Source organism: Amycolatopsis orientalis DSM 40040 = KCTC 9412 (genome assembly GCF_000478275.1).
In the GTDB taxonomy this organism is placed as follows: Bacteria; Actinomycetota; Actinomycetes; order Mycobacteriales; family Pseudonocardiaceae; genus Amycolatopsis; species Amycolatopsis orientalis.
In genome coordinates this window covers 84,679-103,719 of sequence record NZ_ASJB01000061.1, presented here as the reverse complement: position 1 = coordinate 103,719, position 19,041 = coordinate 84,679, and the positions used below count along the sequence as shown (strand labels likewise).

The window sequence follows — 19,041 nt, the reverse complement described above, 5'->3', positions numbered from 1 at the left end:
GGAAACCCGGCCAGACTGGGGATCTTCACGCGGAAGGGGAACCATGCGCCGGATCGTGGTGGTCGGGGCCGGTCAGGCCGGTTCGGTACTGGCCTTGGGCCTGCGGAAACATGGGTACGCCGTCACGGTGGTCACCGACCGCGACGCCGAGACGATCCGTGACGGCAGGCTCATTTCGAACCAGTGCGTATTCCATCCCGCGCTGACAAGGGAACGCGCACTGGGCATCAACTTCTGGGACGGGCGGGCCCCGGAGATCCTCGGCGCGTCGTTCGGGCTCGCCGGGGACACCCCGGAGGCCGCCGTCTCGTGGCAGGCCCGGTTCGACCACCCCGCGCAGTCGGTCGACCAGCGGGTCAAGGTGTCCGCCTGGCTGGCCGCCTTCGCCGAACGCGGCGGCGAGGTGCGGATCGGCAAGGTGACGACCGACGGGCTGGAGGAGTACGCCCGCGAGTTCGACCTCGTGCTGGTCGCGGCCGGCCGGGGTCCGCAGTTCGACGGCCTCTTCCCCCGGGACGACCGGCGTTCTCCCTACCGCGAGCCGCAGCGGACCATCGGGATCATGTACCTCGTGTCCGGACGCGAAGAGCCGCTTCCGGTGTACCCGGGCCTGACGTTCGGGCTGTCGCGGGCCGGTGAACTGTTCGGGTTGCCGATCCTGTCCGTGCGCGGACCCGTTTTCGGTCTCGGGTTCTTCGGCGTGCCCGGCGGTCCCATGGACGTCTGGGACGACGTCACCGGGCCTGACGAGCATTTCGACCGCGCGATGACCTTGCTGCGCAAGCAGTTCCCCTGGGTCGCGGAATCGCTCGCCGACGCCCGCCCGAGCGGGCCGCTGGACTCGTTGCGCGGCCGTGTCCTGCCGATCGTGCGTGACCCGGTCGGGACCCTGCCGTCCGGGGCGAAAGTGCTCGCGATGGGCGACACCGCGGTGACGAACGACCCGATCGCCGGACAGGGCGCGAACATGGCGGCGCACGCGGCCGCCGTCTACGAGCGGAGCATCCTCGACCACGGGGACCGCCCGTTCGACGAAGCGTTCCAGCGCCGGACTTTCGCGAAATACTGGGAAAAGGCGCAGCACGCGACCCGGCTGAGCAACGATCTGCTCGCGCCTCCGCCGGATCACGTGCTGGCCACCCTGGAAGCCGCGCAGACGGTGCCCGAGGTGGCGCACCGGTTCGCGGGGATCTTCTCCGACCCCGCCGACTACGCCGCTTGGCTGACCGACGAGGAGATCTCCCTGGCCTACCTGGCGTCGAAGGGCGCGTGATCCGGGGCGCAGACGGTGCCACGCGCCGGAAGACGTCCGAAGGTCAGGTAGGCCTCGAGTGCCGCGTCGACACAGGCGCTGCGGTTCAACGCGCCATGCCCCCAGGCGTCCAGCGTCAGTAGCCGCGCGTTGCCGAGGATGCGTTCGGCCCGTTTCGCCCCGGCGTACGGCGTTTCCGGGTCGCCCTTGCCGTTGGCCAGCAACAGGATCGGCGCGGTCGGCTGGTTCCAGGGTCCCGTGTACCGCGCCGGGTCGGCGGCGGGCCAGAAGGCGCACGGCAGGGAGAGATACGTGTCGTACGAACCGAAACCGCGGCTTTCCCGGTCGGCCGCGCGGGCCGCGCGGGGCCAGGCGGCCGGGTCACGCGGGTTCGCGGTGTCCGCGCAGATCGTCCCGCCGCCGCCCAACGCGGAATCGAAGGGTGTCGGGATGGCCTTCGCCGCGACGGGTTTCGTCGCCGACTGAAGGAACTCCGCCAGCGCGGGGGAGTTCCTCTCGTCGGTCAGCGCGTTGTGGGTGCGCCGGATGACCTCCTGATAGGTGATCGGTCCCGGCGTGGCTTCGAGCCGATCGAGGAGCGCGTCGTACTTGGCTCGCAAGTCCTTCCCCGGCTCGCGGAACGTGCACCGGGTGTCGGCCGCGCACGTGTCGAGGAAAGCCTGGAGCGCGCGGTCCGCGTCCCGGAATCCGCCGAGCCGGGTGCTGAACGGGATGTTCGCGTCCTCCGGGCGGTGTCCGGTCGACCAGGCGATCGGATCGTTGACGGCGTCCAGTGCCAAGGCTCCGACGCGATGCGGGAACAGGTTGGCGTACACCTCGCCGACATAGGTGCCATAGGAAAGCCCGTAATAGCGCAGGCGGCGCTCACCGACGGCTTCGCGCATCCTGTCGAGGTCCATGGCGACGTTCGCGGTCGACAGGTGGCCGAGCAGCGGCCCGGCGTTGCGGCCGCAGGACGCGGCGACCTCGCGGACGTCGGCGAAATGCCGGGTCTCCTGCTCCGTGGTGATCGGGAAGTTGCCCAGGATCCGTTTGAGCGGCTCGGTTTCGGCGTCGCTGGTGAAGCAGCGGACCGGGGTGCTGGCGCCGACGCCGCGTGGGTCGAAGCCGACGATGTCGAACTGCCGGTGCAGGGACGGGGTCTGGAACCTGCTGAAGCGGCCGTGGTTCCCGGGGCCGCCGGGGTTGGTGAAGAGGGTGCCGCGTTTGTGCTTCTGGTCCGTCGCGGGGAGGCGGCCGAGCGCGAGGGTGATCCGGGGACCGCCCGGGTCCTGATAGGACAACGGGACCTCGATCTCGGCACAGTCGTAGCCCGGTGGCGATCCGGACGGGCAGGGGCCCCAGTCGAGTCCCTTCGGCGCGGCCGAGACCGCGGGCGCGAGGGTGACGGCGGCGAGTGCGGTGAGAGAGAGCACAGTGGCGATGCGGAATCTGGTCACCGGCCCAGGGTTCCGCCTCGCGGGCGGGTGGTCCCTGGTGCTCGTACCCGGAACGATGGTGGGGCGAACCCCTCCATGGTCAACATATAGCGCACCGGGGGGCTTGCGGCAAGACCCCGGTGGTGCCGCAGAATCCTCGGCCGTAGCAAGAACAGGTCGAACAGGAGTGAACTTGACGGACGTCGATGTGATCATCGTGGGTGCCGGCCCGACCGGGCTGATGCTGGCCGCGGAACTGCGGCTGGCAGGCGTGCGCCCGCTGGTGCTGGAACGGCGGCCGGAACGGGGGAAGACACCGAAGGCCCACGGCCTCAGCGGGCAGATCCTGGACCTGCTGCACTACCGCGGCCTGCTGGACCGGGTGCGGGCACTCGTCACCGATCCCGTCCCGGCCGACCGGTTCCCGTTCGGTGGGGTGCATGTCGACCTCACCCGGTTCGAGGAGCCCCCGCTGAAGGCGCTGTCGGTCCGCCAGCAGCTGCTGGAAGGGCTGCTGGAGGAGCACGCCACCGGCCTCGGCGCGGAACTTCGCCGCGGACACGAGGTCGTCGGCGTGAGCCAGGACGACGAGTCGGTGACCGCCGAGGTGCGTGGTCCGGACGGGACGTACGAGGTCACCGCCCAGTACCTCGTGGGCTGCGACGGCGGACGCAGTCCCGTCCGTTCGATGGCTGGGATCGGCTTCCCCGGCACCACCTATCCCGAGGTCAACCGGATCGGGCAGGTGAGCATCCCCGATCGCCTGACCGTGCACGACAACGGCGACATCGAGACGCCGGAACTGGGCCGGATCAAGGCGGGCTTCACCCGCACCGGCACCGGCGTGTTCGCGCTCGGCTCGCTCACCCCGGGAATCCTGTTCATCCAGACCACCGAGGACGATCCCGGCGAGATCGACGACGACGTGCCGATGACGCTGACCGAACTCGGGGACAGCATCCGCCGCGTGCTCGGCGGGGACGTCCCGCTGGGCGATCCCGTCCGTCTCTCGCGCTACCAGTTCTCCGCCCGCCAGGCCGAGCGCTACCGCGAGGGCCGGATCCTGCTGGCGGGCGACGCGGCCCACCTGCTGCCCTCGACCGGGACGGCGATCAACGTCGGCATGTCCGACTCGGTCAACCTCGCCTGGAAACTGGCCGCCGAGATCCAGGGGCGGGCACCGGCGGGACTGCTGGACACCTATCACGCGGAACGGCACGCCGCGGGTGCGCGCGCGTTGCTGCAGTCCCGGGCGCAGGTCGCGCTGCGGCGCGGGCACGACGAAGCCGCCGAGGCACTGCGGGCGGTCTTCCAGGAGCTTCTGGACGACGAGCAGGCTGCGCGCCGGCTGGCCTCCCACGTCGCCGGGACCGACACGCGTTACCCGATGCCGGGTTCCACGCACGCGCTCGCCGGCACGTTCGTCCCGGATCTCGCGCTGGAGACCGATCAGGGCGCGACGAGCGTCGCCGAGTTGCTGCGCGACGCGCGGCCCGTCCTGCTCGACCTCGCAGACCGTCCTGAACTGCGCGAGCCGGCGGAAGGGCTTGTGGACGTCCGCACCGCGAAGGCCGAGGACCGGCCCGCGGACGTCCTGCTGATCCGCCCGGACGGGTACATCGCCTGGGCGGGCGACGGCGACACCGAAGGCCTCCGCGAGGCCCTGGCCGCCTGGTTCGGCGCCTGATCCCATGCATTTCGTCCTCTGAATGCGGTAGTCGCGCGTGCAAGGAACGCATTCAGAGGACGAAACGCGGGTCGTCAGCGGCCGATGACCTCCGAGCCGTACCGCTTCAGGGTCTCTTCCCGCTGATCGTGCATGAGGTACAACGAGAACTGGTCGACACCGAGCGAAGCCAGCTCCTCCAGCCGTTCGACGTGCGCCGAGGACGGGCCCAGCAGGCAGAACCGGTCCACGATCTCGTCCGGCACGAAGTCGGTCGAGGGGTTGCCCGCCCGTCCGTGGTGCGCGTAGTCGTAGTCCTGCCGCTCCCGGATGTAGTCGGTCAGCTCGCGGGGCACCGGACCGGAATCGCCGTAGCGCGCCACGAGATCCGCGACATGGTTGCCGACCATCCCGCCGAACCAGCGCAGCTGTTCCCGCTGGTGCGCCAGGTCGTCGCCGACATACGCCGGAGCGGCGAGACAGATGGTGATCCCGCCGGGATCCCGCCCCGCCGCGCGGGCCGCCTCACGGACGGAACCGATGGTCCACCGCGCGATCGCGGGATCGGCGCACTGGAGGATGAAGCCGTCCGCGTGCTCACCGACCGTCTTCAGCGCCTTCGGCCCGTATCCGGCCATCCACATCTCAAGCCTGCCGTTGCGGATCCAGGGAATCCGCACCGGCTTGTCCCGCAACAGGACCTCGCGGCCCTCGGCCAGCTCCTTGACCACGTGCATGCAGTCGCGCACGGTGGCCAAAGTGGACGGTGGCATCCCGACGACGCGGTGTGCCGAATCACCGCGGCCGATGCCGCACACCGTCCGGTTGCCGTACATGTCGTTGAGCGTGGCGAAGGTCGACGCCATCACCGACCAGTCGCGGGTGGCCGGGCTGGTCACCATCGGCCCCACGATCATCGACGACGTCGCCGCGAGGATCTGCGAGTAGATGACGAACGGTTCCTGCCACAGCACGCACGAGTCGAACGTCCAGCCGTAGCGGAAACCCTGGTCCTCGGCGGCCTTCATGAGCCGCACCAGTTCGCGGGCGGGCGGATCGGTCTGGAGAACTATGCCGAAGTCCATGGCCACCACCTCAGTTCAGGTACTGGTTCAGGTCGCGCGAGAGGAATTTCCCGTGCGTCGTACTCCCGGAGAACCCGGACGGTGACACCACCACGCGGCCCCGGGAAAGCACCGTCTCGACCTTGCCGGTGATCTCCATGCCTTCGTAGGCCGAGTAATCCACGTTCATGTGGTGTGTCTCGACCGACAACGTCTGCTTCGCGTTCGGGTCGTAGACCACGATGTCCGCGTCCGAACCCGCGGCGATGACGCCCTTGCGCGGGTACAGGCCGAACATCCGCGCCGGGGTGGTCGAGCAGGTCTCGACCCAGCGGCCGAGGGTCAGCTCGCCCGCCACGACACCCTGGTGCAGCAGGTCCATCCGGTGCTCGACGCCGGGGATCCCGTTGGGGATCGCGCGGAAGTCGCCGCGACCGAGTTCCTTCTGGTCCTTGAAACAGAAGGGACAGTGATCCGTCGACACCACCGAGAGGTCGTTGGTGCGCAGTCCTCGCCACAGATCGGCCTGATGCGACTTCTCCCGCAGCGGGGGAGAAGCGACATACTTCGAACCCTCGAATTCCGGCTTAGCCAAGTCCTCAATGGACAGATAGAGATACTGAGGACATGTCTCCGCGAAGACGTTCTGCCCGGTGTCGCGCGCTTCCGCGACGGCCGCCAGTGCCTGCGACGCCGAAAGATGCACGATGTACAGCGGCGCCCCGGTCACCTTGGCCAGCTGGATCGCGCGCGAGGTCGCCTCGCCCTCCAGCTCCGGCGGCCGGGTGAGGCCGTGCTGCACCGGGTCTATCTTCCCGGCGGCGAACGCCTGCGCGGCCAGCTGGTCGATCGCGATGCCGTTCTCCGCGTGCATCATGATCGTGGCGCCGATCTCGCGCGCCTTCTGCATGGCCAGCAGGATTTCCCCGTCGGTGGAGTAGAACACCCCCGGATACGCCATGAACATCTTGAAGCTGCCGACGCCACCGTCGACACAGGCCTGCATCTCCTTCAACGACGAATCGTTGACGTCGGAGACGATCATGTGGAAGCCGTAGTCGATGGCGCAGTTGCCGTCGGCCTTCTCGTGCCACTTGTCCATAGTGGACAGCAGTGAAGTGCCCTTGGCCTGGACGGCGAAGTCGATGATCGTAGTCGTCCCGCCCCACGCCGCCGCCGTCGTCCCGGTGCCGAAGGTGTCGACGGAATGTGTGCCGCCGAACGGCATCTCCATATGGGTGTGCGCGTCGATCCCGCCGGGCAGCACGTACTTCCCGGTGGCGTCGATGGTCTCGTCGGCGGGCCCGAGGGTGCCCGGCGCGCCGACGGCCGCGATCGTCTCGCCGTCGACGAGGACGTCCGCCGCCGAGGCGCCCGCCGTGGACAGCACCTGCCCGCCCTTGATGAGGGTGGTCATCACGCCTCCGCGAGGGGTCCGTAGCTGTCGGGACGGCGGTCTCGGTAGAACGCCCACAGATCACGGACCTCGGCGAGTTTCGCCATGTCGAGGTCGCGGACGACGATCTCCTCCTCGGTGTCGGACGCGGCTTCGCCGACGAGCTGGCCGCGGGGGTCCGCGAAATACGATTGACCGTAGAAGTCGTTGTCGCCCAAGGGTTCCACGCCGACCCGGTTGATCGTGCCGACGTAGTACTCGTTCGCGACCGCGGCCGCGGGTTGCTCCAGCCGCCACAGGTACTCCGAAAGCCCCCGGCTGGTCGCCGACGGGTTGAACACGATCTTCGCGCCCGCCAGGCCCAGCGCGCGCCACCCCTCGGGGAAGTGCCGCTCGTAACAGATGTAGACGCCGATGCGGCCGACCGCGGTGTCGAACACCGGGTAACCCAGGTTCCCGGGCCGGAAGTAGAACTTCTCCCAGAACCCCTTCACCTGCGGGATGTGGTTCTTGCGGTGCTTGCCGAGGTAGGTGCCGTCGGCGTCGATAACCGCGGCGGTGTTGTAGTACACGCCCGGCTGCTCGACCTCGTACATCGGGACGACGAGCACGACGCCGTGGCGTTCGGCCACCTCCTGCATGAGCTTCGTCGTCGGCCCGTCGGGGATGCCCTCGGTGTAGGAGTAGTAGTCGGTGTCCTGCACCTGGCAGAAATACGGCCCGTAGAACAACTCCTGCAGACAGACGACCTGTGCTCCCTGCGAGGCGGCCTTGCCGATGGCTTCGACCGCGTTGGCGATCATCGACTCCTTGTCACCCGTCCACCGCTGCTGGATCAATCCGGCTCGGACCAGGTCGCTCACTTGCTTCCTCCTCTGTATAGGCGGTGCGCTTGTGCTCGGGCAGGGCCAGCAGCAGGTAGACGACGAAGGCGCCCGCCAGTCCGACGACCCAGTTGTAGTCGTAGAGCGGTTTCAGGAACGGGATCAGCCCGTCGGCGGGGAACGGCCCGCCGTACGCGCCGCCGACCGCGAGCACGGCGCCGACCAGCGTCGCGACCAGCGCGCGCCAGTTCCAGCCGCCGTTGAACCAGTAGACGCCGCGCTCGGCGTAGAGGTCCCGCAGGTTCAGCTCGGTGCGTTTGACCACCCAGTACCCGGCGACGAGCACCCCGGCGACCGCGCCGAGCAGACCGCCGTAGAAACCGAGCCACGCGAAGATGTAGATGTTCGGATCGGAGTAGAGCCGCCACGGCTGGATGACGATGCCGATGATCCCGGTGATCAGCCCGCCGACGGCGAAGGTGATCTTCTTCGGGAACGCGTTGGAGAAGTCGTAGGACGGGCTGACCACGTTGGCCGCGAGGTTCGCCGACACGGTCGCCAGCACCAGCGCGATCAGCGCGACCACCACCACGATCGGCGAGTCGAACCGGTCGGCCAGTTTCGCCGGGTCCCAGATCTGCTCGCCGTAGAGGACGCTGCCGCCGGAGGTGGTCAGGATCGCCACGATCGCGATGAAGGTCATCGTGGTCGGCAGGCCGAGGATCTGGCCGCGGACCTGCTTGCCCTGGCTGCCGCCGAAGCGGGTGAAGTCCGGCATGTTGAGCGAAAGCGTCGACCAGAACGCGATCATCGCCATCAGCGAGGGCGCGAACACCTTCCAGAAGTCCGGGCCCCAGCCGAGTTTCCCGGGTTCGGACAGGATCGGGCCGAGTCCGCCCGCCTTGACCAGCACGTAGCCGAGCAGGATCAGGAAGCCGACCGAGACCAGCGGCGCCGTCCAGTTCTCGAACTTCCGCACCGCCTCCATCCCGCGCCAGATGATAAGCATCTGGAACAGCCAGAACAGCCCGAACGAAAGCCACAGCGTCCAGTGCTGGCCGAGGACGACGGCGGAATCCTTCCAGCCGGAGCCCGCCAGCCGTCCGACGATGATGTAGACGGCCTCGCCGCCGACCCAGGTCTGGATGCCGAACCAGCCGCACGCGATGAACGCCCGCAGCAGCGCCGCGAGGTTCGCGCCGCGCATCCCGAAGAAGGCGCGGGCGAACACCGGGAACGGGATGCCGTACTTCGTCCCGGCGTGGCTGTTGAGCAGCATCGGGGCGAGCACGATCAGGTTGCCGATGGTGATCGTCATCAGCGCCTGGATCCAGTCCATGCCGAGCGCGATCAAGGACGCGGCGAGCGCGTACGAGGGGATGTTGTGCGCCATCCCCATCCACAGCGCGAAGTAGTTGTAGGTGGTCCAGGTCCGTTTTTCCACCGGGACCGGGGCGAGTTCCTCGTTGTAGAAGCGGCTGTCCTTCAAGGACTCGACCTCGCCGAGTTCTACCCGGCCATCAGGATGCACGAGCTGTGTTCCGCGTGCCGTCGGCTCCATTGCGGAATCGTGCTCGCCCGCGCCGCGCGGGTGGGACTGGCAGACTGTTCACTGTTGATGGCGTCGGAGCGCAGACTGTCGATTGCGTTCGGCGGCCCCTGATGCATGACCTGCGTCACACACACAGCCGTCGCAATCCGGCAATCGGGGCGAAACATCTCCACAGGATCTCCACAGTTCACCCGGATGGTCTCCACGGCCGGTGCTTACAGTCATCCCCATGGAACTGGGAGGACGCCGGGTGCTGGTCGTCGAGGACGACGTGACCATCGCCGAGGCCATCGCCGCGCGGTTGCGGGCCGAGGGCTTCACCGTGGACCTGGCGCACGACGGGCCGACAGGCGTCGAGGTGGACGCCGCGCGGGAACCGGACCTGGTGGTGCTGGACGTGATGCTGCCGGGGTTCGACGGGCTCGAGGTCTGCCGCCGGATCCAGGCCCGCCGCCCGGTCCCGGTGCTGATGCTGACCGCCCGGTCGGACGAGACGGACATGCTGATCGGTCTCGGCGTCGGCGCGGACGACTACCTCACCAAACCGTTCTCCATGCGGGTGCTCTCGGCCAGGGTGCACGCGCTGCTGCGCCGCGTCGAACGGTCGGCCCGGACCGACGTGAGCGAAGCCGGTATGAAGATCGTGCTCGGCGACCTGGAGATCGACGTCGAGGAACGGCGGGTCACGCGGGCGGGCACTCCCGCGCAGCTGACGCCGATCGAGTTCGACCTGCTCGTCCACTTCGCGAAACGGCCGAGGGCGGTGCAGCCGAGGGAACGGTTGCTGAGCGAGGTCTGGGACTGGGACGTCGCCGGCACCGGATCGGGCACCCGCGCGGTCGACAGTCACATCAAGGCACTGCGCCGGAAACTCGGCGCGGACCTCATCCGCACCGTGCACGGCGTCGGGTACGCCCTGGAGGTGGGCTCGTGAAGCCGCGCCCGCTGTTCGGCAGGATCGTCGACGCGCTCCCGAGACCGCTCGACCCGGTCCGCTCCATCAAGCTCAAGCTCGCGATCCTGCTGGTGTCCTCGGGTGGCATCGCGTTCGCCTTCTTCAACTGGCAGATCGGCTGGCTGCCGCCGAGGACCACGATGGCCGCGATGGTGCTCGCGGTGGTCACCTCGCAGATCCTGGCGCACGGGATGACCCGGCCGCTGCGGGAGATGACCGCCGCCGCCAGGGCGATGGCCAAGGGCGACTACACCCGGCGGGTCCGGGCGACCGCGCGCGACGAGGTCGGCGAACTGGCGCACGCCTTCAACCAGATGGCGGCCGACCTCGAAGTCGCCGACCAGCGGCGGCGCGAACTCATCGCGAACGTCTCCCACGAACTGCGCACGCCGATCACCGCGCTGAACGGGGTGCTGGAGAACCTGGTCGACGGGGTCGCCAAACCCGATCCGGCGACCTTGAAGACCGCGCTGCAGCAGACGGAACGGCTCGGCAGGCTGGTCTCCGAACTGCTCGATCTTTCCCGGATCGACGCGGGGGCGTTCCCGTTGCAGCTGGAGGAGTTCGACCTCGAACTGCTTTTGGAGGAGGTCGCCGCCGAGGCGGGGGTGACCGCGGCCGCGACCGGCCGGGGAGTGCGGTTCGCCGTCGACGTCCAGCCGCCCGGCGCGATGGCCGTCGCCGATCGCGGCCGGCTCTACCAGGTCGTGGTGAACCTCCTCGACAACGCGGTCCGGCACGGGCCGTCCGGCGGCGAGGTCCGGGTGCGGGCGGAGGCGCGGGAGGCCGACGTCGTCATCGAGGTCGAGGACGAGGGCCCCGGGATCCCGCCGGGGGAGCGGGACAGCGTGTTCGAACGGTTCACCCGCGGTGAGCGGGCAGGCGGCGGGGGCACCGGTCTCGGCCTCGCGATCGCCCGGTGGGTGGTCGATCTGCACGACGGCAGCATCGCCGTCGTCAGCCCCGAAGCCCGGCCGGGTTGCGTCATCCGCGTCGTGATCCCCGTTCCTTAGGGGCTGAAGGGGACTTTCGCCGCATGCGATGGGGCGAAAGCGTCCTTCACCGCATGAGATGAGGCGAAGGGCCCCTTCAGCCCCTCCTCGCCCGCCACGGAATGTGCTTTCGCAAACTGGAGGATTCGATGAGCGAGGATTCGATGAGCGAAAACAAAGAGGACAGGCAGGCGCACGCGTCGCCCCCGGCGACAGGGGCGACGGCCACGTTGCCGCCCGCGCCGCCGATCCCGGTGCTGATGCGGCCACGGGTCCCGCCGAAGTCCGCGATCGTCCCGCTGCCCGGTTCGGTCCTGCCCGCGGCGGTCGCGGCAGGGCTGATCGCCGCCGTCACCCTGCCGGACGATCCCGGCGTCGGCTGGTTCGTGGCCGGACTCGCCTTCGCGGTGGCCGTCTACTTCGCCGACAAGCGGGCCCGCGGTACCGCCGAGCCGCATTTCGGCCTGGCCAGCGTGTTGTGGGCGGTGGCCGCGCTCGGACTGCTCGCGGTCGGCATGTTCCGCGCGTCGACGTGGCTGAACGTGTTGTGCGTCCTGGCCGCGTGCGTCGCGGGATCCCTCGCGGTGGTCGGGAAGCGCACGGTGAACACCATCATCTACGACGTCTTCGCGGTGCCGATCGAAGCACTGCTCGCGATCCCGTGGATCGGGCGCGGGCTCGGGAAACTGGCCAAGAAGCCGGAAAGCCGTGGCAGGCCGAGGTTCCTGGTGCCGGTACTGGCCAGCGCCGGGCTGCTGCTGGTGTTCGTCCCGCTGCTGCGCGGTGCCGACGCCGCGTTCGCGAACGTCGTCGACGCGGTGATCCCCGAGCTGAACCCGGAAACGTTCGTGCGCTGGGGTTTCCTCTTCACCGTGGCCGCGTTCGCCGTCATCGGCGCGTGCTATCTCCTCGCGGCGCCGCCCCTGCCCGCCGACGACGACGCTCCGCGCAGACGACTGGCACACCGGCTCGAATGGGCATTGCCGCTCGGTGTACTCGTGCTGCTGTTCGCGAGTTTCGTCGCGGTGCGCCTGGTCGTGCTGTTCGGCGGCACCGAGTACGTCCTGCGCACGAGTGGCCTGACCGCGGCCGAATACGCCAGGAGCGGGTTCTGGCAGCTTTCCGCCATCACCGTCCTGACCCTGCTGCTGGTCGCGGCGGCACTGCGGTGGGCGCCGAGGTCTTCGAAGGCCGACCGCGCGTGGCAGCGCGGGCTGCTCGGCGTGCTGAGCGTGCTCAGCCTGGTGCTGGTCGCGTCGGCGTTGAGTCGCATGTGGACATATCAGCAGGCGTACGGGTTCACCGTGCTGCGGCTGCTGGTCGAGGTCTGCGAACTCTGGATCGGCCTGATCTTCCTGCTGATCCTGGGTTCTCTGGTCCCGCTGCGCTCGGCGTGGCTGCCGCGTGCGGCCATCGGCGCCGCCGTCGCGGCCCTGCTGGGACTGGCCGTCCTGGATCCGGAACGGTTCATCGCCGACCGCAACATCGACCGGATCGCGGCGGGCAAGACCCTCGACACCGGTTACCTGTCGAGGTTTTCCGCCGACGTCGTCCCCGCGGCGGACCGGCTCCCGGAGCCGCTGCGGTCCTGTGTGCTCGGACCGGTCGTGATGGGCATCTCGGAAGATGATTGGCGTGAATGGAACCTGAGCCGGGCCCTCGCGCGTCAGACCCCCGTTGCCACAGCGGACGGGGCGAGATGCCCTTACCCGGCCCGTCGCTGAGCCGTGGCACCACGGCCTTGATCGCCCTCCTGGGGGTGAGGGCGATCAAGGCGGCGGTGAACGGCGGCGACCGCCGGGCCACCGAGGGGGAGGCCCGGCGGTCACCTGTCCTTGGCGGTCAGAAGGAGAAGATGCCGTCGGATTCGGCGTCGGCGACACAGGGGTTCGGGTAGGACGTGCGGAAGGTGACCGGCTCACCGCGCCACTTGCCGACCGCGGAGACGTCCACCGGGGCGTACTCCAGTGTGCAGGTCCGCGGTTCCCCGCTCAGCTTGTCGAACTTACCGTCCACTTTGGACAGACTGGCGCAGGCTTTGCCGCGCTTCGGGTGTGAGCCGCCGGTGGGCTGGCAGGTGAGGGAGACGGTGCCGATCCGGCCGTTGGTGTGGTGGCTGGTCAGCTGGAACGTGGATTCGGCCGGTTGCGCGGGGGCCATGCAGGCCAGCGCGAGCACGCAGGCGCCGATCGGTTCGAAGAAAGCCATATCAACCCTATCGGCTGACGTGACCCGGTCACTGTGTTCCACGCTCGGGTGAGATTCACTCACCCGGACGTGTGGTCGTCGGCTGCTCGGATGTCGTGGGCGAGCAGGGCGACGTACAAGGAGAGCATCGACTCCGGATCCTCCAGCCGGACCCCGAGCACCTGCTCGATCCGGGCGAGCTGCTGGTAGTAGGCGGTGCGGGAGGTGTGCGCGGCCGCCGCGGCCGCCGATTTGTTGCCGCCGTGCTCGCAGTAATGCCTCAACGCCTGAACGAGTCTGCTGCCCTGTGCGGCGTCGCGGCTCAGCAGCGGGCCGAGTTCCCGCGCGGCGAACGCGGTGAGCCGTTCGTCGCCCGCCAGCAGATGCAGGAGCCCCCGCAACCGGACGTCGTCGAGCCGGTGGACCAGGCGCTCGGCGTTCCCGGTCAGTGCGGCGGCCGCGACCTGCGCGGCTTCGACGAGGGTGCGGCGTGCCTCGGCCGGTCCGGTGCCCGTGGTCCCCACCGCGACCACGGCGGGCGCGCCGGAGCGGGCCTCGTGGACGTCTGTGGCCAGCCGTCGCAGGACCGCGTCCACCCCCGCCTCCGGCGAGAGCGCGATCAGCGCGCGGACCAGGGTGTCGTCGGCGGCCACCAGCGCGGACACCTTCGCCCGCCGCGCGGCGAGCGCGGTCGCCTCGGCGAATTCCCTCAGCAGCACCGGGGTCGACTGGGCGGTCCTGGCGGTCTCGGTGATCCGGGGGCGGACGGCGACCCCGACCAGCAGCCGTCCCGTCAGCGGCACACCCAGCGCGGAGGCCCGCGCGGTGAGTTCGGCCGGGGGCACCGGATTCGCCAGCAGTTCGGTGAGGATCGCCCGGTGCGCCTGGCGTTCCAGGCCGTCGGTGTCCTTGGCGACCAGCCGGTGGACCGCGAGCGCGGACGCGGCGCGTTCGGCGACCACGACATGCCGCCGCGGCGGCGGATCCCCGCAGACGAGGACGAGCCGCCCCCAGTCGTGCCCGCGCGCGCCGACCACGGTGACCAGCCAGCCCGCGCCGGGGTGGAAACCGGTCCGCTCGCCGACCTGCACCGGTCGCGACCGCGAGGGCCAGCCGGGCAGGAGTTCGGCGGGGTCGGTGCCCGCCGTGTCGTAGGCGAGGACCTCGTGCGACAGCGTCTCCAGCACGACGGGATGCTCGGTGAGCCGCGCGACCTCGCGCAGGATGTCGCCCGGCTCGGCGCCGGCGACCGTCAGCGCGGTGAAGGTCTCGTGGACGCGTTCCGCCGCCCGGAGTTCGTCGACCTGGGCGTCCACGATCAGCCCGTTCACCGCCTCGGTGACCGACACGAACCGGGTTTCCCGCGACAGGGTCACCAGCGGAACGCCATGGTGGTCCGCGGCGTCGACCAGCGCGGACGGGAGCTTGTCACTCCAATGACGGACCAGTTCGACGATCACCCCGGCGACCCCGACCCCGGCCAGGTCGGCGACGTACCTGGCGAGCGCGGCGCCGTCATCGGGCAGCGCGACCCCGGTGGTGAGCACGAGTTCCCCGCCCCGCAGCAGGGGCGCGATGTCCGCGACCTCGGCGACATGCGCCCAGCGGACCGGCGCGTCCAGCCCGGCGGCACCCGCCACCACATGGGGCCTGCCCTGACGCAGCACCGGCAGCGCGAGCACCTCGGCGACGGTCGGGTACATCGGCCTCCCACCTGGTCGGAACGCAGAGAGACAGACTGTACGGCCGGGACCGGGAGTCCGTACACGTTGCCGATGGCGTCGGTGTGGCGCGCGCACCCAGACTCGACCGGAGCAGGCATCCGGCGATCAGGAGGACAGAACCCGTGGCCGACCGCATCACCGACCGCATCAACCACTGGATAGACGGCAAACCGTTCGAGGGCGTGAGCGAACGGTCCGGCGACGTGTTCGATCCGGCCACCGGTCAGGTGCGGGCGAAGGTCGCCTTCGCGGCGCAGGACGACGTCGACACCGCCGTCGCGGCCGCGTCCCGGGCGCTCCCGGGCTGGCGCGGGACGTCGCTGGCCGGGCGGACGCGGGTGTTGTTCGCCTTCCGTGAGCTGCTCTCGGCCCGGCGTGACGAGCTGGCGAAGATCGTCACCAGCGAGCACGGCAAGGTCGAATCCGACGCCGCGGGTGAGATCGCGCGCGCCATCGAGAACGTCGAGTTCGCCTGTGGCGCGGCGCAAATGCTCAAGGGCGGCTTCAGCGAGAACGCCTCCACCGGCGTCGACGTCTACTCGATCGCCCAGCCGCTGGGCGTCGTCGGCGTGATCTCGCCGTTCAACTTCCCGGCCATGGTCCCGCTGTGGTTCGTGCCCAACGCGCTCGCCTGCGGCAACACCGTCGTGCTCAAGCCGAGTGAGAAGGATCCGTCCGCGGCGGTGTTCATCGCGGAACTGTTCGCCGAAGCGGGTCTTCCCGAGGGCGTCCTCAACGTCCTGCACGGGGACAAGGTCGCGGTCGACGGGTTGCTGGAACACCGCGACGTCAAGGCGATCTCGTTCGTCGGGTCCACGCCGATCGCGAAGTACGTCTACGAAACCGGGACCAGGCACGGGAAACGCGTGCAGGCCCTCGGCGGCGCGAAGAACCACATGGTCGTCCTCCCGGACGCCGACCTCGACCTCGCCGCCGACGCGGCCGTCTCCGCGGGCTTCGGGTCGGCGGGGGAGCGGTGCATGGCGGTGTCGGTCGTGGTCGCGGTCGACCCGGTCGGCGACGAGCTGGTCGCGAAGATCGCCGAGCGGATCACGCGCCTGCGCGTCGGCGACGGCAGGCGGCCGACGTCGGAGATGGGGCCGCTCGTCACCGCCGCGCACCACGAACGCGTCGAGTCCTATGTGGAAGCGGGGGTCGAGGCGGGCGCCCGGCTCGTCGTCGACGGACGGGGCGTCGAGGTCGACGGCGAGGACGGCGGGTTCTGGCTCGGCCCGACCCTGTTCGACCACGTGACCCCGGAGATGCCGGTCTACACCGACGAGATCTTCGGACCGGTCCTTTCGGTCACCCGCGCCGAGGGCTACGACGCGGCACTGGAGCTGGTCAACGCCAACGCCTACGGCAACGGCACCGCGATCTTCACCAACGACGGGCGGGCCGCGCGGCGGTTCCAGAACGAGGTCGAGGTCGGGATGGTCGGCGTGAACGTGCCCATCCCAGTGCCGGTCGGCTACTACTCCTTCGGTGGCTGGAAGGACTCGCTGTTCGGCGACACCCACGCCTACGGGCCGGAGGGCTTCCACTTCTTCACGCGCACGAAGGTGGTCACTTCGCGGTGGCCGGATCCTTCGCAGGGCGGAGTGAACCTCGGGTTCCCGCGCAACAGCTGAGGTCCGCAGGCCGCTCGTGAGTGGTAATGACGGTTCTAACCGTCATTACCACTCACGAGGCCTTTACCCCTGGACACTCCTCCTTCCGTAAACTCGTTGTGAGGACGAGCCGAGGGAGGTGCAGGTGGCCAACGCGGAAGAGCGCCGCTTCGAAGTGCTGCGCGCGATCGTCGCCGACTACGTGTCCAACCAGGAGCCTGTCGGTTCCAAGGCGATCGTCGACCGGCACAATCTCGGTGTGTCGAGCGCCACGGTGCGCAACGACATGGCCGCACTGGAGGAAGAGGGCTACATCACACAGCCCCACACCAGCGCGGGCCGCATTCCCACCGACAAGGGCTACCGGCTGTTCGTCGACCGGATCGCCGAGGTCAAACCCCTGAGCGCGGCCGAACGCCGCGCCATCACGGCCTTCCTCGACAGCGGGACCGACGTCGACGACGTGCTGCGCCGGTCCGTCCGGCTGCTCGCGCAGCTGACCAGGCAGGTCGCGGTCATCCAGTACCCGATGATGACCAACTCCGCGGTGCGCCACCTCGAAGTGGTGCCGCTCACCCCGGCCCGCCTGATGCTGGTGCTGATCACCGACTCCGGCCGTGTCGACCAGCGCACCGTCGACCTCGGCGACGTCATCACCGAGGAGAACGTCGGCAGACTGCGCACGGTGCTGAACGGCGCGCTCGCGGGCCGCAGGCTGTCCGAGGCCGCCGCCTCCGTCGCCGAACTGCCCGAGAAGTCGCCGGGCGACCTGCGCGACAGCCTCACCCGCGTCTGTACCGTGCTGGTGGAATCGCTGGTCGAGCATCCCGAAGAACGGCTGGTGCTGGGCGGTACGGCGAACCTCACCCGCAACGTCTCGGACTTCCCGGGATCGCTCCGGCAGGTACTGGAGGCGCTCGAGGAGCAGGTCATCGTGCTCAAGCTCCTCGCGGCCGCCCGCAACCCCGGTGCGGTCACCGTGCGCATCGGTGAGGAAAATGAGGACGAGCAGATGCGCAGCACCTCGGTGGTGTCCATCGGCTACGGCATGGACGACATGCTGCTGGGCGGGATGGGCGTCGTCGGGCCGACCAGGATGGACTACCCGAACACCATCGCCGCGGTGCGCGCGGTGGCGAACTACGTGGGGCAGATCCTCTCCGGCCGCTGAACGCGGCGTTGAGGTCGAAGTCAGAAGGAGAAGGCGAAGACGGTGGCGAGGGACTATTACGGCATTCTCGGGGTTGCGAAGAACGCGACGGATCAGGAGATCAAGCGCGCGTATCGCAAACTGGCCCGTGAACTGCACCCCGACGTCAACCCGTCGGAGGACGCCCAGCATCGCTTCGGCGAGGTGACCACCGCCTACGAGGTGCTGTCGGATCCGCAGAAGCGCAAGGTCGTCGACCTCGGCGGCGACCCGATGGACAGCGGCGCACGCGGGGCCGGCGGCGGCGACCCGTTCTCCGGTTTCGGCGGTCTCGGCGACATCATGGACGCCTTCTTCGGCGCCGCCGGAGGGGGCGGCGGCCGGGGCCGCGGCCCGCGCAGCCGCGTGCAGCCCGGTTCCGACGCGCTCATCCGCCTGGGCCTGACCCTGGAGGAATGCGCCACCGGCGTCGACCGCGAGATCACCGTCGACACCGCCATCGTCTGCGACCTGTGCCGCGGTGCCGGCGCCGCCGAAGGCACCGGCACCAAGACCTGCGACACCTGCGGCGGCGCCGGCGAGGTCCAGTCCGTGCAGCGGTCGTTCCTCGGCCAGGTCGTCACCGCCCGCCCCTGCCCGGTCTGCCGCGGCTTCGGCGAGGTCATCCCCGACCCCTGCCGCCAGTGCGGCGGCGACGGCCGCGTCCGCGCGCGCCGCAACGTCACCGCCAAGATCCCGCCGGGCGTCGGCGACGGCATGCGCATCCGGCTGTCCGGCCAGGGTGAGGTCGGCCCCGGCGGCGGCCCCGCCGGCGACCTGTACGTCGAGATCGACGAGGCGCCGCACGAGGTGTTCGTCCGTCAGGGCAACGACCTGCACTGCAACTTCCGCATCCCGATGACCACCGCCGCCCTCGGCGCCACGGTGCCCATCGAGACCCTCATCGACGGCGACTACGAACTCGACATCGAACCGGGCACCCAGCCCGCCACCGAACTCGTGCTCACCGCCAAGGGCATGCCGCGACTGCGGTCCTCCGGCCGCGTCGACGGCCGCGGCGACCTGCACGTCCACATCGACGTCGTGGTGCCGACCAAACTCGACGACGCCCAGCGCGACCTCCTCGTCGAACTGGCCCAGCAGCGCGGCGAAGACGTCCCTTCGCTCTCCTCGAACGGTTCCAAACCCGGCGGGCTGTTCTCCAAGCTGCGCACCAAGAACCACCGGTAA

General features: G+C 69.6%; 15 protein-coding genes. 8 read left to right on the top strand and 7 right to left on the bottom strand.

What is annotated here, in order from left to right:
* The first annotated feature begins 43 nt into the window (after positions 1–43).
* Positions 44–1,273 (top strand): styrene monooxygenase/indole monooxygenase family protein, encoded by a 1,230-nt coding sequence (locus L324_RS20080; protein WP_037310545.1) that lies wholly within the window; start codon positions 44–46, stop codon positions 1,271–1,273.
* Here L324_RS20080 and L324_RS20075 read toward each other — a convergent pair.
* On the bottom strand, positions 1,249–2,712 hold the full coding sequence (locus L324_RS20075; protein ID WP_037310543.1) for an alpha/beta hydrolase: 1,464 nt from the start codon (positions 2,710–2,712) through the stop codon (positions 1,249–1,251). The two genes, L324_RS20080 and L324_RS20075, sit on opposite strands and share 25 nt — an antisense overlap.
* A gap of 172 nt (positions 2,713–2,884) precedes the next feature.
* Between L324_RS20075 and L324_RS20070 the strand changes: the two genes are divergently transcribed.
* The gene (locus L324_RS20070; protein ID WP_037310826.1) at positions 2,885–4,378 is read left to right on the top strand and encodes an FAD-dependent monooxygenase; all 1,494 of its coding nucleotides are present in this window, start codon (positions 2,885–2,887) and stop codon (positions 4,376–4,378) included.
* Between the two features lie 74 nt (positions 4,379–4,452).
* Here the strand turns inward: L324_RS20070 and L324_RS20065 are convergent, their stop codons facing one another.
* From L324_RS20065 to L324_RS20050, 4 genes are read right to left on the bottom strand one after another with little or no spacing between them, the layout of a single operon-like run.
* Entirely contained in the window at positions 4,453–5,442 is a 990-nt protein-coding gene (locus L324_RS20065) for a TIGR03842 family LLM class F420-dependent oxidoreductase (protein WP_037310823.1), read from the bottom strand.
* Positions 5,443–5,452: 10 nt separating this feature from the next.
* Entirely contained in the window at positions 5,453–6,838 is a 1,386-nt protein-coding gene (hydA, locus tag L324_RS20060; protein ID WP_037310540.1) for a dihydropyrimidinase, read from the bottom strand.
* Positions 6,838–7,680, bottom strand: coding sequence for a nitrilase-related carbon-nitrogen hydrolase (locus tag L324_RS20055; protein WP_037310537.1), 843 nt, complete (start codon positions 7,678–7,680; stop codon positions 6,838–6,840). Before L324_RS20055 ends, hydA begins: the two co-directional genes overlap by 1 nt.
* A complete protein-coding gene (locus tag L324_RS20050) occupies positions 7,631–9,202 on the bottom strand; it encodes an NCS1 family nucleobase:cation symporter-1 (RefSeq protein WP_037310533.1) in 1,572 nt (523 codons plus the stop codon). The genes L324_RS20055 and L324_RS20050 overlap by 50 nt, the downstream gene beginning before the upstream one ends.
* Before the next feature lie 241 nt (positions 9,203–9,443).
* On the opposite strand from L324_RS20050, the gene L324_RS20045 reads away from it, so the two are divergent.
* The 3 genes from L324_RS20045 (at position 9,444) to L324_RS20035 (ending at position 12,864) form a co-directional block, all read left to right on the top strand.
* Positions 9,444–10,127: a response regulator transcription factor gene (locus L324_RS20045; RefSeq protein WP_037310821.1), complete on the top strand. Its 684-nt coding sequence runs from the start codon at positions 9,444–9,446 to the stop codon at positions 10,125–10,127.
* Positions 10,124–11,161 carry a HAMP domain-containing sensor histidine kinase gene (locus L324_RS20040; RefSeq protein WP_037310530.1) on the top strand — a complete coding sequence of 346 codons (1,038 nt, stop codon included), beginning with the start codon at positions 10,124–10,126 and terminating at the stop codon, positions 11,159–11,161. The genes L324_RS20045 and L324_RS20040 overlap by 4 nt, the downstream gene beginning before the upstream one ends.
* A 143-nt stretch (positions 11,162–11,304) precedes the next feature.
* Positions 11,305–12,864 (top strand): DUF4153 domain-containing protein, encoded by a 1,560-nt coding sequence (locus L324_RS20035; protein ID WP_037310818.1) that lies wholly within the window; start codon positions 11,305–11,307, stop codon positions 12,862–12,864.
* 118 nt (positions 12,865–12,982) lie between these two features.
* Here L324_RS20035 and L324_RS20030 read toward each other — a convergent pair whose 3' ends face one another.
* Both L324_RS20030 and L324_RS20025 read right to left on the bottom strand, forming a co-directional pair.
* Positions 12,983–13,348, bottom strand: coding sequence for an SSI family serine proteinase inhibitor (locus L324_RS20030; protein WP_037310527.1), 366 nt, complete (start codon positions 13,346–13,348; stop codon positions 12,983–12,985).
* 59 nt (positions 13,349–13,407) lie between these two features.
* A complete protein-coding gene (locus L324_RS20025) occupies positions 13,408–15,030 on the bottom strand; it encodes a PucR family transcriptional regulator (RefSeq protein ID WP_037310525.1) in 1,623 nt (540 codons plus the stop codon).
* A 155-nt stretch (positions 15,031–15,185) separates the two neighbouring features.
* Between L324_RS20025 and L324_RS20020 the strand changes: the two genes are divergently transcribed.
* The 3 genes from L324_RS20020 to dnaJ all read left to right on the top strand — a co-directional run bounded on the left by L324_RS20020 (position 15,186) and on the right by dnaJ (position 19,041).
* Positions 15,186–16,682, top strand: coding sequence for a CoA-acylating methylmalonate-semialdehyde dehydrogenase (locus tag L324_RS20020; protein ID WP_037310815.1), 1,497 nt, complete (start codon positions 15,186–15,188; stop codon positions 16,680–16,682).
* A gap of 124 nt (positions 16,683–16,806) precedes the next feature.
* Positions 16,807–17,832, top strand: a complete 1,026-nt coding sequence (gene hrcA / locus L324_RS20015; RefSeq protein WP_037310812.1) for a heat-inducible transcriptional repressor HrcA — start codon at positions 16,807–16,809, stop codon at positions 17,830–17,832.
* Between the two features lie 42 nt (positions 17,833–17,874).
* Positions 17,875–19,041, top strand: a complete 1,167-nt coding sequence (dnaJ, locus tag L324_RS20010; protein ID WP_037310521.1) for a molecular chaperone DnaJ — start codon at positions 17,875–17,877, stop codon at positions 19,039–19,041.

What these genes read in the sequence shown, in the direction of transcription:
- L324_RS20030 (WP_037310527.1), bottom strand. Translation starts at nt 13,348, where the DNA reads ATGGCTTTCTTCGAACCGATCGGCGCCTGCGTGCTCGCGCTGGCCTGC.
- L324_RS20035 (WP_037310818.1), top strand. Translation starts at nt 11,305, where the DNA reads ATGAGCGAAAACAAAGAGGACAGGCAGGCGCACGCGTCGCCCCCGGCG.
- L324_RS20025 (WP_037310525.1), bottom strand. Translation starts at nt 15,030, where the DNA reads ATGTACCCGACCGTCGCCGAGGTGCTCGCGCTGCCGGTGCTGCGTCAG.
- L324_RS20050 (WP_037310533.1), bottom strand. Translation starts at nt 9,202, where the DNA reads ATGGAGCCGACGGCACGCGGAACACAGCTCGTGCATCCTGATGGCCGG.
- L324_RS20065 (WP_037310823.1), bottom strand. Translation starts at nt 5,442, where the DNA reads ATGGACTTCGGCATAGTTCTCCAGACCGATCCGCCCGCCCGCGAACTG.
- L324_RS20080 (WP_037310545.1), top strand. Translation starts at nt 44, where the DNA reads ATGCGCCGGATCGTGGTGGTCGGGGCCGGTCAGGCCGGTTCGGTACTG.
- hydA (WP_037310540.1), bottom strand. Translation starts at nt 6,838, where the DNA reads ATGACCACCCTCATCAAGGGCGGGCAGGTGCTGTCCACGGCGGGCGCC.